At 60.6% G+C, this 14005-nt stretch carries 12 protein-coding genes and 1 pseudogene; 5 read left to right on the plus strand and 8 right to left on the minus strand.

Going from position 1 to position 14005, the window contains the following annotated elements; genetic code table 11:
* Window positions 1-59 precede the first annotated feature (59 nt).
* Window positions 60-1772, minus strand: coding sequence for an amidase (locus ACYZTL_RS26110; RefSeq protein WP_461954156.1), 1713 nt, complete (start codon window positions 1770-1772; stop codon window positions 60-62).
* 354 nt (window positions 1773-2126) lie between these two features.
* Here ACYZTL_RS26110 and ACYZTL_RS26115 point away from each other — a divergent pair, with 354 nt between their 5' ends.
* A complete protein-coding gene (locus ACYZTL_RS26115; RefSeq protein WP_461954157.1) occupies window positions 2127-2462 on the plus strand; it encodes a hypothetical protein in 336 nt (111 codons plus the stop codon).
* A gap of 51 nt (window positions 2463-2513) precedes the next feature.
* Here the strand turns inward: ACYZTL_RS26115 and ACYZTL_RS26120 are convergent, their stop codons facing one another.
* From ACYZTL_RS26120 to ACYZTL_RS26145, 6 genes are all read right to left on the minus strand, one after another.
* Window positions 2514-2933, minus strand: a complete 420-nt coding sequence (locus ACYZTL_RS26120) for an organic hydroperoxide resistance protein (protein ID WP_461954158.1) — start codon at window positions 2931-2933, stop codon at window positions 2514-2516.
* A gap of 311 nt (window positions 2934-3244) precedes the next feature.
* Window positions 3245-4801, minus strand: coding sequence for an amino acid permease (locus tag ACYZTL_RS26125; protein ID WP_461954159.1), 1557 nt, complete (start codon window positions 4799-4801; stop codon window positions 3245-3247).
* A 115-nt stretch (window positions 4802-4916) separates the two neighbouring features.
* Entirely contained in the window at window positions 4917-6077 is a 1161-nt protein-coding gene (locus tag ACYZTL_RS26130) for an iron-containing alcohol dehydrogenase (RefSeq protein WP_461954160.1), read from the minus strand.
* Window positions 6078-6080: 3 nt separating this feature from the next.
* Complete coding sequence (locus tag ACYZTL_RS26135) at window positions 6081-7472, minus strand: aldehyde dehydrogenase family protein (RefSeq protein WP_461954161.1); 1392 nt, start codon at window positions 7470-7472, stop codon at window positions 6081-6083.
* Between the two features lie 7 nt (window positions 7473-7479).
* Window positions 7480-8853, minus strand: coding sequence for a glutamine synthetase family protein (locus tag ACYZTL_RS26140; RefSeq protein WP_461954162.1), 1374 nt, complete (start codon window positions 8851-8853; stop codon window positions 7480-7482).
* A gap of 166 nt (window positions 8854-9019) precedes the next feature.
* A complete protein-coding gene (locus tag ACYZTL_RS26145) occupies window positions 9020-9505 on the minus strand; it encodes an adenosine-specific kinase (protein WP_461954163.1) in 486 nt (161 codons plus the stop codon).
* A gap of 185 nt (window positions 9506-9690) precedes the next feature.
* Here ACYZTL_RS26145 and ACYZTL_RS26150 point away from each other — a divergent pair, with 185 nt between their 5' ends.
* Window positions 9691-10080 (plus strand): c-type cytochrome, encoded by a 390-nt coding sequence (locus ACYZTL_RS26150; protein ID WP_461954164.1) that lies wholly within the window; start codon window positions 9691-9693, stop codon window positions 10078-10080.
* 317 nt (window positions 10081-10397) lie between these two features.
* Here ACYZTL_RS26150 and ACYZTL_RS26155 read toward each other — a convergent pair whose 3' ends face one another.
* Window positions 10398-10682, minus strand: a complete 285-nt coding sequence (locus ACYZTL_RS26155) for a hypothetical protein (protein WP_461954377.1) — start codon at window positions 10680-10682, stop codon at window positions 10398-10400.
* Window positions 10683-10949: 267 nt separating this feature from the next.
* Here ACYZTL_RS26155 and ACYZTL_RS26160 point away from each other — a divergent pair, with 267 nt between their 5' ends.
* From ACYZTL_RS26160 to ACYZTL_RS26170, 3 genes and pseudogenes are all read left to right on the plus strand, one after another.
* Window positions 10950-12626 (plus strand): tetratricopeptide repeat protein, encoded by a 1677-nt coding sequence (locus tag ACYZTL_RS26160; protein WP_461954165.1) that lies wholly within the window; start codon window positions 10950-10952, stop codon window positions 12624-12626.
* 20 nt (window positions 12627-12646) lie between these two features.
* A pseudogene (locus ACYZTL_RS26165) lies at window positions 12647-12800 on the plus strand (hypothetical protein); the annotation flags it as partial.
* A 342-nt stretch (window positions 12801-13142) separates the two neighbouring features.
* Window positions 13143-13985 (plus strand): helix-turn-helix transcriptional regulator, encoded by an 843-nt coding sequence (locus tag ACYZTL_RS26170; protein ID WP_461954166.1) that lies wholly within the window; start codon window positions 13143-13145, stop codon window positions 13983-13985.
* Window positions 13986-14005: the final 20 nt, after the last annotated feature.

The following is a 14005-nucleotide window of genomic DNA, read 5'->3' on the forward strand; positions in this document are numbered from 1 at the left end:
ACACAGGGATCTGATGACAAAACGGGATTGGAGCCTGTGCCCCAATCCCGTTCTTTCGATCATTTCCCGGTCGACAACGGCGGGGTTCGAGGCGGGATTTTGCGCTTCGATCCGGTCGATTCAAACGCCGAAGCAAAGCGCAGCAGCGCCGAATCGTCATAGGCACGACCGGCAAAGGTCAGCCCGACCGGCATGCCGATGTCCGGCATGATGCCCATCGGCACAGTGACCGTCGGAACACCGAGGTGACGGATGGCGAGGTTGCCGTTGGCGACCCAGACACCATTGCTCCACGCGATATCGGCGGAGGCCGGATCGACATCGGCATTCGCCGGCGCAACGTCGGCCACCGTCGGGAACAGCACCGCGTCGAGGCCCAGCCGATCCATCCAGTCTTCAAGGTCGATGCGACGGGTCTGTTCAAGCCCGCGCAGAGCGTCGGGAACGGTGGTGATCCGGTCCCACGGCGTGATGCCACGCTCGGCCATCCGCACATACTCGTCCATGCCCGCGACGAGGTCGCCTTCGCGGTTGGGCAAGGTGCCCGGGTCGTGGGGGAAAATCAGCGGCCCGTCGACGTCGACCAGGCGGTTCAGTTTCGGATCGCCGTTGGCCTGCAGGAAATCATCGAACGCCCAGGCTGTCAGGTCCCACAACTCATGATGCAGGAACTCTTTGGACACCAGACCTCGCGTGAACACCGTCGGTGCGCCCGGACGATCACCCTCGCAATTGGAGACTAGCGGGAAATCGACTTCGACCACTTCGGCGCCCGCGGCTTCGAGGGCCTTGCGTGCCTCTTCCCAAAGAGCAATCACCGAAGGCCGGGTGTTGATGCGCTGTCCCGTTGGCCCACCAATCCCCGGCGCGTCGCTGGTGCCGGCTTCGGGATCGGCGTTGATGAACATGCGCGGAACACCGAGGCGCTTGCCGGCGAGGGCATCGGGCTTCGCGGCCAATTGGGCATAGGAAGCGGGGCGCACCGAGGTGACACTCGGAATCGGCACCCAGGGTTGCATCCGCCACAGGTCGCCGCGGGTGTCGGGATCTTCCGCCACCACCACATCGAGCACTTCGAGCAGGTCAGCCATGGTTCTGGCGAACGGCACAACCACGTCCATCGTCGGCGTCAACGGCCAATTGCCGCGCACCGAGATCACCCCGCGCGAAGGCGTATAGGCACACAGCCCATTGTTCGAGGCAGGGCCGCGGCCGCTTGACCAGGTTTCTTCCGCCAGGCCGAAAGCCGCGAAACTGGCGGCGGTTGCGGTGCCGGCACCGTTGGACGAACCCGAGGCGAAAGGCGCGGTGAGATAGCCGGCGTTGTAGGGGCTTTCCGCGCGGCCATAAACGCCGCGCTGCATGCCGCCGTTCGCCATGGGCGGCATGTTGGTCTTGCCCAGGCAGATTGCCCCGGCGGCGCGAAGCCGTTCGATGGTGAACGCATCGCGATAAGCAATCAGGTTGGCGAAGGCGGGACTGCCCGAGGCGGCGGTCAGCCCCTTGACCAGGTAACTGTCCTTGGCCGTATAGGGAATGCCATCGAGTGGCCCCAACGTTTCGCCCTTCGCTCGCCGGGCATCGGACGCTTGCGCTTCTTTGAGCGCATCAGGGTTGCGCACCACCACCGCGTTGAGGGCGGTGGGCGTGTCGGCGCCGTCGTAGGCGTCAATTCTGGCGAGATAGGCCTGGACCAGTTCAACCGCTGTGGTCTGGCCGGATTCGAGCGCCGCTCGCAGTTCGGCAATGGAAACCTCGGTGACCTCGATCATGCTGTTACCGCCGTTTGCTGATGGGGATGGAGTGAATGCGCGGCATGGTATGTCCAATGAAGGGGTCGTTGCCAGTGCAAAGACGGTTTGAAAGTCGCTACGGAACAGTACAGCGCGTGGCGGCAGCGATCTGGATTTGTCGGCGTTTTCGTTGAAGCGGTTTGAAGTCGACCGAAGTGGCCGTGATCGGTGATGACGCTCGCACGCAACATAGGGTTCAGCCACTGGTTTCACTGCTCACCGAAGGCTTGATGTCGGGTACTCGTCTGGCCTGATACCAATTGGCCACTACCTCCGCTAAAGTGTGCGCCGCTCGAGAGATGGATCCCGGGCGTTTTCCCATGGAGTGACTCAGTGAATTACCTCAGCAAAGTGGTTGCCGTTTCCCTGTTCGGTTTGGTTCTGGCAGGTTGCACCGGCGCGCCAATGAAGACCCGGCAATACGACGCCAGCCAATACACCGTCGTTGGCCACAGTGAAGCGAGCGCCACCGGCCTGCTGCTGTTCGGCGTCATCCCGATCCGCCAGAACAGCCGTTTCGTTCGCGCGCAAGACGCGGCGATCAAGGCCAAGGGCGGCGACGCACTGATCAACACCCAGGTGCAGGAAAACTGGTTCTGGGCCTGGGTCCTGACCGGTTACACCACCAAGGTGTCCGGTGATGTGGTCAAGCTGAAAAACGTTCAGTAAGCGGTAACCAGCACAGCCTGCCGCAATGGCAGGCCGCGCTTGTCGCTCGGACTAAACCAGGTTAATGACGACGTCGATGTTGCCACGGGTGGCCTTCGAATACGGACAGGTCTGGTGCGCTGCATCCACTACCGCCCGCGCAACAACAGGATCCAGGCCCGGAAGACTCACGTTGAGACGCGCCTGAAGGAAAAAGGCGTTTTCGGTCTTGCCCAGGTCCACTTCGGTATCGACCGCGACGTCGGTCGGCAAAGTCACTTTCAATGCAACCGCCGCTTTACCCATGGCGCCGATGAAGCAGGCTGACCAACCTGCGGCCAGCAGTTGTTCGGGATTGGTGCCGCTGCCTGAAGATCCGATTGCGGAAAGTTTGATATCCAGACGTCCATCGTCACTTCGCGACTCGCCGTTACGGCCTCCGGTCGTGCGGGTCTTGCTGGTGTATAGCACGGTGTCGATTTGATTGATCATTGCGGGTTCCTGCTGAGGTTTTTGGGCTCTTCTAAATCGCTATTCATCGGAAAACGTCTGAATGTGCGATGTGGCCCACTTTTTCAGCTTCATGTAGTGCGAATGTGTCCTGATCCGGCGCTTGTGTAACGCTGTGTAAGATCGTCAGAGTAAATACACACTGATACAAATCGAGCACCAGGAATCGCCGAGCGTAATACCTGTAGGAGCGAGCTCGCTCGCGATGGACGTTAACGATAACGCGTGTTTTCTGAATAAACGCGCCGTTCTTGAGTCCATCGCGAGCGAGCTCGCTCCTACAGGTAAAACCTTCACGCCCGCTTATTCAATGCCGCTTCAGCCGCCGCAATGTCCGCCTGACGCTTGACGATCAGATCGCCCATCGGCGGCCCCTGAAACCGCCGTGCCTCAAAGCCAAACCAGACGATGGCCGTCAGCACCAGGAAACCGATGGTGATGTACAGCGCCCAGTCGTTCGGTGGCTGAATGCCGATGACGAAGATCACCACCATCGAGAGCACCGAGAGAATGGCAAACAGTGAGTACAACCCGCGACCCATGTTCCACGGTCCCATGGTCGGCCACTTCGAGGTCCCGTAGGTGAACAGGCCCAGCACGATGGGGATGATGAAAGAGAAGAACAGGAAGATCACCGTGCAAGAGACCACGATGGTGTAGACCGGCGTTGCCCCGACCGAGATCACCGACGAGCCCCAGACGAATAATACGGCCAGGGTGGCACCGGTCCAGATGGCTGCCACCGGGCTGCGATATTTCGGGGAGACCGAGGCCAAAGCTTTCGAGCAGGGCAGGCCGCCGTCCCGGGAGAACGCGAAGATCATGCGTGACACCGAGGTCACGGTCGCCAGCCCGCAGAGAAATTGCGAGATGAAAATAGCCACGTAAAGTGCAAGTTTGATGTTCGGGCTCACCTGGGCGTTCATGGCCCAGAAGAACACGTTCCAGCCCTGTTTCGCCGCTTCGTCCATGCTCGGCAACATCAGGACGAATGAGCTCAGCATCACCCAACCGAACAGCAACGACCACACCACCGACATGACCATGCCGCGCGGCACCGACCTGGCCGCACTGCGGGTCTCTTCGGAGGTGTGCGCCGAAGCGTCATAACCGGTGATGGTGTAGATCGGCAGCAACAGGCCGAGCATGAACACCCAGCCGTTCGAAACCTGTGGCCAGACGCTGCCGCCGGCCTCGCCGGAATAGTTGCCGAAGGTCCACAAACGGGCGAACTCATAACTGGGTGCCGAGATCAGGCAGACGATGCTCAAGGCAAGCGCCGTGGCAAAAATCAGGTAGCCCGAGAAGTCGGTGAGCTTCGCGGTCAGACCGATCCCGAAGTGGTTACACAAGGCCTGGATACCGGTCAGAATCGCCAGAAATATCACCCTGACCGTGATGGTGTCTTCCATGCCCAGGGCCGGTCCGAACGCACCGAAAAAGAAGTAATAGGTGCCGACGTTGATCGCGCCCAGTACTGTGACCAACCCCAACAGATTGAACCAGGCCGTCAGCCAGCCCGTGAAGCGGTTACCGAGAATCGAGCCCCAGTGATAGAGACCGCCAGCGGTGGGGTAGGCCGAGGAAATCTGCGCCATGGCCATGGCGAACACCCCGGAGATCAGGCACCCGATGGGCCAGCCGATACCAATCGACGCACCCCCTGCGCCCGAAGTGCCCTGGGCCAGTGAGTTGATGCCGCCGGAGAGGATGCAGATGATCGAAAAGGAAATCGCGAAGTTGGAGAAAACGCCCATTCGTCGCGAGAGTTGCTGGGCATAGCCCATGCTGTGCAGCACTTTGACGTCCTCGTCGTGCGCGTCGGTGCCGGGCTGACTTGCTGGGTTCATGCTATGTACCCCTTCAGGTTTTGATTCAATCCATTGGCGTGTGCGCAATGGGCTGGCCTTCAACACCTTGTCGTACTGCTCCTTTTTCCAACCGATAAAACTGACTGCTCCGGATCTAGAGACGGCCGTGATATGCCGCATCGAAAATGTGGGCCACGCCGTCCTTGGTCAACGGCAGCGGGTTGCCGCCGGCCGAGGGATCGACAATCGCCATGTCGGCGATCAGGTTGGCCTGCCGGTCATCCACGCCCAGTTCCACCAGCGTATGCGGCACGCCGATGTCTTTGCGCAGCTTGAGGACGAAGGCCAGGAAACTTTCGAAGCCCGGGGAGGGCAGGCGCAGGTACGCCGCCAGACGGGTGATGCGTTCCTCGATGGCCTTGCGATTGAACTGCAGGACGTAAGGCATGAACGTGGCATTGGTCATGCCGTGGTGGGTGTCGTACAGCGCGCCCACCGGATGCGACAACGCGTGCATGCCGCCCAGGCCTTTCTGAAACGCGGTGGCACCCATCGCCGCCGCCGCGAGCATTTGCGCCCGCGCCTCAAGGTCCGAAGGTGTGTGCACGGCGCGCACCAGGGCATTGGCCACCAGGCGCATGCCTTCCACCGCAATGCCGTCGGCCATTGGATGAAAACCGGGGGCGCAGTACGATTCCAGGCAATGGGAAAACGCATCCATTCCGGTGCCGGCGGTGACTTTTGCCGGCATGCCGACGGTGAGGGCCGGATCGCTGATGACCACTCGCGGCATCATTTTCGGGTGGAAGATGATGCGTTTGGTGTGCGTGCGCTCGTCGATTATCACTGCCGCGCGGCCGACTTCGGAACCGGTTCCCGCCGTGGTCGGCACCGCAATGACCGGGGCGATGTGGCTGTCGTCGGCGCGGGTCCAGTAGTCGCCGATGTCTTCGAAATCCCACACCGGTCGGGTCTGCCCGCTCATGAACGCAATGAGTTTGCCCATGTCCAGGCCGCTGCCGCCGCCGAAGGCAACCACGCCATCGTGCTGGCCGGTTCGCCATGCTTCGAGCCCGCCTGCGAGGTTGGCTTCGATCGGATTGGGCTTGAGGTCACAGAACAGCGCGACGCCCAGGCCGGCAGCGCGCATGGCCTCCAGCGCCGCCGTGGTGATCGGCGCGCGCGCCAGGCCACTGTCGGTGACCAGCAACGGTCGCTGGATGCCCTGGCTGCGGCAGACCTCGGCCAGCTCGGCGATGCGGCCGACACCAAAGCGAATGCTGGTGGGGTAGTTCCAGTTTCCAGTCAGGCTCATGGCCTACACCTCGTGGCGCAGATGAAAGGATTTGGCGCGGGTCAGGTGCTCGTAGCCCAGGCGCGACAGGGTGACGCCGCGTCCGCTGTTCTTGACCCCGGTCCAGGCCAGCGCCGGGTCCAGGTAATCGCAGCGGTTCATGAATACGGTGCCAGCGGCGATCTCGTTGCCGAGGCGTTCGGCGGCGGCGAGGTCCTGGGTCCACAGGGATGCGCTGAGCCCGAACGCGCTGTCGTTCATCAGGGCGATGGCTTCGTCGTCGCCGGCCACGGGCATGATGCCGACCACCGGGCCAAAGCTTTCGTCGCGCATTACCGACATTTGATGGTTCACGTCTACCAAGACCTGCGGTGCAAGGTAGGCGCTGCCCGGCGCATCGGCAGGAAAATATTTTGGATCGATCAGCGCTTTGGCACCCTGGGCCAGCGCGTCGGCGATTTGTCCGCGAACAAAATCGGCGGCGCCTGGTGTGATCAGCGGGCCCAGCGTCGTGGCTTCGTCCAGCGGATTGCCCAACACATATTGGCCAGTAAGGTTGACGAAGCGCTCGACAAACGCCGGATAGATTTTTTGATCGACATAGATGCGCTCGATGGCGCAGCAACTTTGCCCGGAATTGAAGAAGCTGCCATCCACCAGATTCTCCACCGCGTGCTCAAGGTTAGCGTCGGCGCAAACGTAGGCCGGGTCTTTGCCGCCGAGCTCCAGGCCCACGCCGATGAATCGACCCGTGGCGGCACCTTCCATCGCTTTGCCAGCCTCGACCGAACCGGTGAAATTCACCTGCTGCACGCGGCCCGAAGCGATGATTGCGGACGTCTGCTGATGGCCGAGCAGCAGGTTGTGAAACAGCCCCTCAGGCAGATTGGCGCGACGCATGGCTTCAGCGAAACGTTCGCCGACCAGCAGCGTTTGCGTGGCGTGCTTGAGGATCACGCTGTTGCCCGCCATCAGCGCCGGGATGATCGTATTCACCGCCGTCAGGTACGGGTAATTCCACGGCGCGACCACCAGCACCGTGCCCAACGGTTCGCGTTTGATAAAGCGCCGAAAACCGGCAACAGGATCGGGTTCCACAGCTGCCAACGCTTCAGGCGCTATCGCGATCATGTGACGGGCACGCTCTGCCAAACCGCGCAACTCGCCGGCGCCGTAGCGCACCGGGCGCCCCATCTGCCAGGCCAGTTCCGGCACGATGTCCGCCTGCATCGACAGCATCGCGTCAACGGCGGCGGAGCACAAAGCAGCACGTTCGCTCAGCGGTCGGCGCTGCCATAAAAGCTGGGCGGTGGCTGCCGCCGTCAGTGCCTGTTCGACCTGGGCCTGGTCGGCACACTGGCGTTCGACATAGACCCGGCCATCGACCGGTGAGATGAGCTGAACCTTCGCCGTCATGATGTTCTCAATAGCGCTCGAAGCCGCGCTGCAGTTCCCAGTCGGTGATCCGCCGGTCGTACTCTTTCTGCTCCCACTCGGCGGTGTGCACGTAGTGATCGACCACTTCATCGCCGAGCGCCTCGCGCAACATGCTCGACCCCTTGAGTGCGGAGCAGGCGTCGCGCAGGGTCTTCGACACTTCCGGCAGATGCTCATCGAGGTAGGCATCGCCCTCGAACGGCGCCGCGAGTTCGAGCTTCTCGTCGATCCCGGCCAGACCGGCAGCAATCAATGCTGCGAAGGCCAGATAAGGATTGAGGTCAGCACCGCCGATGCGGCATTCGATGCGGATGGACTTGCTGCCTTCGGCGCACAAACGAAAGCCGGCGGTGCGATTGTCCCGGCTCCACACTGCCCGCGTCGGCGCGAAGGTGCCGGCCTGGAAGCGCTTGTATGAATTGATGTAAGGCGCGAGAAAACAGGTGATGTCGTTGGCGTACTTGAGCTGCCCGGCCACCCAGGCGCGCATCAGTTTCGACATGCCGAACTCGGCTTTGGCGTCGAAGAACAGCGGCTTTTTCGCGTTCTTGTCCCACAGCGAATTATGGATATGGCTGCTGGAACCGGCGGCGTCATAGCGCCACTTGGCCATGAACGTGATCGCCTTGCCTTGCAACTGCGCGATCTCTTTGCAGGCGTGCTTGATGATGACGTGGTGGTCGGCCATGGTCATGGCATCGGCATAACGAATGTTGATTTCTTCCTGGCCGGGGCCCCATTCACCCTTGGAGTTTTCCACGGGAATGCCCGACGCCTGCAGATGCTTGCGAATCGCCCGCAGCACCGGCTCCTCGCGGGTGGTCTGGAGGATGTTGTAATCCTCGATGTAATGGCCGGCGGTTTTCGGTTGGTGATAGTTGCGCTGGTGGATCGCCTCGTAGCTCTCATCGAACAGATAGAACTCGAGCTCCGAGGCGAACATGCCGGTGTAGCCGCGCTCGCGCAGGCGCTCGACCTGCCTTTTCAGAATTGCCCGCGGGCTGTGCGGCAAGTCCTTTCGATGGTGATGATCGAGCACGTCGCACAGCACCAGCGCCGTGCATTCCAGCCAGGGTACGCGTCGCAGCGTGGACATGTCAGGCTTGAGGACGAAGTCGCCATAGCCCTTGCTCCAACTGGCGGCGGCGTAACCCGGCACCGGTTCCATGTCGATGTCGTCGGCCAGCAGGTAATTGCAGCAGTGGGTTTCTTCGTGGCCGCTGTCGATGAAAAATTCGACCTGGAATCGCTTGCCGACCAGGCGTCCCTGCATGTCGACCATGCAGACCAATACGGTGTCGATTTCACCAGCGGCAGCAGCGCGCTTGAGCGCATCAAAGCTGAGGAGGGGCTCGGTCATCACGTCAATCCTGCGTGAAAAGGTTGGGCCTGTCTGAGATAGCTGTTGCAGACGCTCTCCAGAAAAACCTAAACCCTGCAGAACCGAGCATCGTGAGCAATGAGCTGATCCAAGCTTAGCCTACTGTTGAAAACTGCAAGTCCTTATGACCCCAAGCCCTCTGAATTCACTGCTTGTAGCCAATCTGCCGCATCAGGTTTTTGCGCCACAGAATGTCTTCGCCGCCTTCAATCTCCGTGGCACAGAAGCCATCCACCACACCGAGAATCGCTCGTCCCTGTGCTGTCTCGGCAAGCACTACTTCAGTGGGGTTGGCGGTTGCGCAAAAGATCCGGCATACCTCTGGAACCGACTTGACCGAGTTCAGTATGTTCAGCGGGTAGAAGCCGTCGCCCAGGAAAATGATGAAGCTGTGCCCGGCGCCGATGGCTTTTGCATTCCTCTGGGCCAGTTCGATCATGGCGGGATCGGTGCCGGACCACCGCACCAGGCATTTGCCCGAGGCTTCGCAAAAAGCCACGCCGAAGCGGATGCCCGGCACCGTGTTGATCAATGCTTCGTGAATGTCCTCGACGGATTTGATGAAGTGGGTCTGGCCCAGAATGAAATTCGTCTCTTGCGGCTTATCGATTTTCTGCGTGATGAGTTGCATCTCGAACACCTCCTTCCACGATGGTGCTGCCAGGGTTTGGCAACTGTTCAAGTCTCACAACTCATTTTAGGAGATTCACGCGGATGCCGAAGCTTGAGCGACCGGTGCACGTCGGGCGGCTGTAATCGGGTAAGGTAGGCGCGAAAATGCACCGGGTGCGCCGATTGACTTCACTGGAACCGAACATGATGAAAGCTGTAGCCCTCACCTTCGTCCTGGCATTGACCGCAGGGGCATTTTGCACACCGGCGTCAGCGGCCGGCGATGCTGAAGCCGGGGCGGCACTGTTCAAGCGGATATGCGGCGGTTGCCATCAAGTCGGCGAGTCGGCGCGGGGCGGCTTCGGCCCACAACTCAACGGCATTTTCGGCCGTCCTTCGGGAAGCGTGGCGGACTACCAGTACTCCGACGCGATGAAATCCGCCGGCATAGTCTGGACGCGCGAGACACTGACGGCTTATCTCGAAGCGCCGAAGAAAGTGGTGCCCGGCACCCGGATGATTTTCTGGGGCCTCAGCGATCCTGAGAAGATCGAGGATGTGCTGGCGTACTTGCAGACGTTTCAGCCGCAGTAGCCCATCAATCCGTCACGCAGATTATTTTGCCCACGAAAAAGCCCGGCGGGTCAGGCCTAATGCTGGTTACTTAAGCGCGCTCTTGGATCATGCATACTTTTGTGGCGAGCGAGCTTGCTCCGGGCGGCGTTCCGACGCTGGGCTGCGTAGCGGCCCCAAAAATCTGACAACCATTGCCGATTTTTGTGAGTGCTACGCACTCAAGCGGGAGCAAGCTCCCTCGCCACAGGTTTCTCTGATTCAAGACTCTCTTTAGTAACCAGCATTAGGCGGGTCAGGCCGGGCTCTTTGTTGAGTACCGCGGTGAGACTATTCATTCATACGACGCGGCTTTCGATCAGGCGGTCGGAACCACCTTCAGCGACGCGGTTTTCAATCAGGCGATCGGAGCCACCTTCAGCAACGCGGCTTTCGATCAGACGGTCGGAGCCACCTTCGGCGACGCGGTTTTCGATCAAACGATCCGAACCACCCTCAGCCACACGACTTTCAATCAGACGATCCGAGCCGCCTTCAGCGACAACCGGGTGAGCGGAAGAAGCGGCAAAAGCGTTCACTGCAAAAACCGAGAAAGCGATGCTGAGGAAGATTTGGCGTTTCATGATGGTGTGCTCCGGGGTGTAGTTGTTTGGTATGGAGCTGATGTTACGCCGCGGAATTTTTAAGAGAACTTCATTGAATTGATGGTGACTATCGACGTTGGCAATGGTCCTCGGATTCCAATAGCGCCAGCCTGTCGTCGGCTGTACCGCCCGACCGGAACCGCCGGGGTATGCTGGATCTCTTGAACGATCGACGGTCTCCAGGAAATCAGACCGCGGTGAGGCATTTCCTGCGAGGTTCCAGGCTCTGATCGAGAGGGTAAACCGATGCATGACTATTACGATTTGGGCACCTACAGCCGCCCCGTAACGACCCATTCGCCACAGGCTCAGCTTTGGTTCGATCGTGGATTGTTGTGGTGCTACGGCTACAACCACGATGAATCCATCCGCTGTTTTCGCAAGGCGATCGAACACGACCACGATTGCGCGATGGCCTATTGGGGAATCGCCTATGCCTGCGGCCCCAACTACAACAAGCGCTGGGACGCGTTTATCGAACAGGAGTTGAAAGACGCCGTTGCCCAGGCCCGACTGGCGGCGCGTACCGCGCTGGCGCATAGCGACGGGGCAAAACCGGTGGAACAGGCGCTGATCCGGGCGCTGCAGCAACGCTATCAGGCCGACGAGGCCGTCAGCGTTGAACAACTTTTCGACTGGAACGATGCCTACGCGGCGTCGATGCGCGATGTCTATAAAGCCTTTCCCGACGATCCGGATGTTGCGGCGCTGTTTGCCGAAGCCTTGATTGATCGCACACCCTGGCTGCTGTGGGATCTGAAAACCGGTGAACCCGCGCCGGGCGCCGACACCCTGGAAGCGCTGGCGGTGCTGGAGCAGGCGCTGCGCCGGGTGGAGCAGCACGGCGATGCGCCGCACCCCGGCGTGCTGCACATGTACGTCCACACCCTGGAAATGTCGCCCCATCCCGAGCGAGCGTTGCGCGCCGCTGATGTCCTGCGCGACCTGGTGCCGGACGCCGGACATTTGCGCCATATGCCGTCGCACATCGACGTGCTCTGCGGCGATTACCGTGGGGCCATGATCACCAATAGCCGGGCGATCCTGGCCGACAGCAAATTCCTGGAGCGGGAAGGGCCGCTCAACTTCTACACCCTGTATCGATGCCACAACTACCACTTCAAACTCTACTCGGCGATGTTCCTCGGGCAATACCAACCGGCGCTGGACGCTGCCGACGAACTGATGTCGACCATCAAGGAAGAACTGCTGCGCGTCGAGCAACCGCCCATGGCCGACTGGCTGGAAAGCTTCGTGTCGATGAAGGTCCATGTGCAGATCCGCTTCGGCAAATGGCAGGACATCCTCGCCACTCCATTGCCCAATGACCAGGAGCTGTACTGCGTGACCACGGCGATGCTGCATTACGCCAGAGGCGTGGCGCACGCGGCCAGCGGGCATATCGCCGGCGCGGAAGCCGAACAACGGCTGTTCATCAATGCACTGACGCGCGTGCCGCAAACGCGTTACCTCTTCAACAATAAATGCACCGATATCCTGGCGGTGGCCGGCGCCATGCTGCGCGGAGAAGTCGAGTACCGCAAAGGCAACTACGACAGCGCATTCGCGCACCTGCGCGAGGCGCTGTCACTGGACGACAACTTGCCCTACGACGAGCCTTGGGGCTGGATGCAGCCGGTGCGGCATGCGTTGGGGGCGCTGCTGCTGGAACAGGGCCGGGTGGAAGAAGCCTTGCAGGCCTATCGCGCCGATTTGGGGCTGGACAACACGTTGAGCCGTGCGTCCTGGCATCTGGACAATGTCTGGAGCCTGCATGGTTATGTGGAATGCCTGAAACGACTGGGCCGGGACGCCGAAGCCGCGGCTGCCGGGATCCGCCTCGACCTGGCCATGGCACGGGCCGATGTGGAAATCACCGCCTCCTGTTTTTGCCGAGTCGGGGCGCGGTGCTGTTACTGCTGACCATCCTGGTGATCTACGTGACCATGGTCTACGGCGCCGATTGCGGCCTGGCTGGTGGAACTGTTCCCGGCGCGCATCCGCTACACCTCGATGTCGTTGCCGTACCACATCGGCAACGGGTGGTTTGGCGGCTTCCTGCCGGAAACCAAGGATCGGGAAATTCATCACACCTAGGGTTGTGCACGAGAAAGCCCGGCGATAAAGCCGCAATGCTGTTCACTTAAGAGAGTCTTGAATCAGAGAAACCTGTGGCGAGGGAGCTTGCTCCCGCTTGAGTGCGTAGCACTCACAAAAATCGGCAATGGTTGTCAGATTTTTGGGGCCGCTACGCAGCCCAGCGTCGGAACTCCGCCCGGAGCAAGCTCGCTCGCCACAAAGGTATGCACGATCCACGAGCGCGTTTAAGTGAACAGCATTAGGCGATAACCCCGGGCTTTTTCATTAAAAGTGCGTTTAGTCGGGCCGCAAATCGGCGGTGATATGATTGAGCATCTGTATCTCGCCAAGAGATTGCCCATGGATCGCTTGTCTACGTTGTTGTCGCAGTTTGGCGTGCGCGCACACCTGTTTTTCAACGGCAGGCTTTGCGGTATGGCGTCGTACGATGGCGCCGACCAGCGCGGTCATATTCACCTGCTGCAGGGCGGTTCCGTCACTTTGCGGGGGGGCGACCGCAAGGACTTGCTGCTGACCCGACCCAGTCTGATTTTTCTGCCACGCCCCAGCCGGCATCAACTGTTCGCCGGTGAGCCCGAGGGCGCTCAACTCTTGTGTGCGTCAATGGCGTTTGAGGGCGGGATCGATAACCCGTTGTCTGCTTCGTTACCCGATTGCCTGGTGCTGCCCCTGGAAGATTTACCGATGCTGGCCGATACGCTGCGATGGATGTTCGTGGAGGCGGCAGCCGGACATTGTGGCAGGGAAGCAGCACTGGATCGCTTGTTCGAATTACTGATCATCCTGTTGTTTCGACATCTGCTCGATCATCACCAACTGCGTACCGGAATGATGGCCGGGCTGGCCGATTCGCGACTGGCGCGCTCTCTGGTACAAATGCACAACGAACCTCACCGTGCCTGGTCGGTGGCGGAGCTGGCGAGCGAATCGAACATGTCGCGTGCGGCCTATGCCGTGCATTTCCGGGCCGTTATAGGGCAGACACCTGCGGACTATCTGTTGAGCTGGCGTATCAGCCTGGCGCAGAAGCGTTTGCGTGAAGGGCGACCGATTACGCTTATCGCCGCCGAGGTCGGTTATGAAAGTCCTTCGGCACTTGCACGCGCGTTTCGTCGCAAGACGGGCTACAGCCCTCGGGACTGGATGAAAGACCTGGCAGGAGAGGGGGCAGAGCTTTCTTGATGGGCATGACCTGAAAACAT

Source organism: Pseudomonas sp. LB3P81 (assembly GCF_054897965.1).

What these genes read in the sequence shown, in the direction of transcription:
- ACYZTL_RS26130 (WP_461954160.1), bottom strand. Translation starts at nt 6,077, where the DNA reads ATGAGCCTGACTGGAAACTGGAACTACCCCACCAGCATTCGCTTTGGT.
- ACYZTL_RS26155 (WP_461954377.1), bottom strand. Translation starts at nt 10,682, where the DNA reads ATGAAACGCCAAATCTTCCTCAGCATCGCTTTCTCGGTTTTTGCAGTG.
- ACYZTL_RS26125 (WP_461954159.1), bottom strand. Translation starts at nt 4,801, where the DNA reads ATGAACCCAGCAAGTCAGCCCGGCACCGACGCGCACGACGAGGACGTC.
- ACYZTL_RS26170 (WP_461954166.1), top strand. Translation starts at nt 13,143, where the DNA reads ATGGATCGCTTGTCTACGTTGTTGTCGCAGTTTGGCGTGCGCGCACAC.
- ACYZTL_RS26145 (WP_461954163.1), bottom strand. Translation starts at nt 9,505, where the DNA reads ATGCAACTCATCACGCAGAAAATCGATAAGCCGCAAGAGACGAATTTC.
- ACYZTL_RS26120 (WP_461954158.1), bottom strand. Translation starts at nt 2,933, where the DNA reads ATGATCAATCAAATCGACACCGTGCTATACACCAGCAAGACCCGCACG.
- ACYZTL_RS26135 (WP_461954161.1), bottom strand. Translation starts at nt 7,472, where the DNA reads ATGACGGCGAAGGTTCAGCTCATCTCACCGGTCGATGGCCGGGTCTAT.
- ACYZTL_RS26150 (WP_461954164.1), top strand. Translation starts at nt 9,691, where the DNA reads ATGATGAAAGCTGTAGCCCTCACCTTCGTCCTGGCATTGACCGCAGGG.
- ACYZTL_RS26160 (WP_461954165.1), top strand. Translation starts at nt 10,950, where the DNA reads ATGCATGACTATTACGATTTGGGCACCTACAGCCGCCCCGTAACGACC.
- ACYZTL_RS26110 (WP_461954156.1), bottom strand. Translation starts at nt 1,772, where the DNA reads ATGATCGAGGTCACCGAGGTTTCCATTGCCGAACTGCGAGCGGCGCTC.
- ACYZTL_RS26140 (WP_461954162.1), bottom strand. Translation starts at nt 8,853, where the DNA reads ATGACCGAGCCCCTCCTCAGCTTTGATGCGCTCAAGCGCGCTGCTGCC.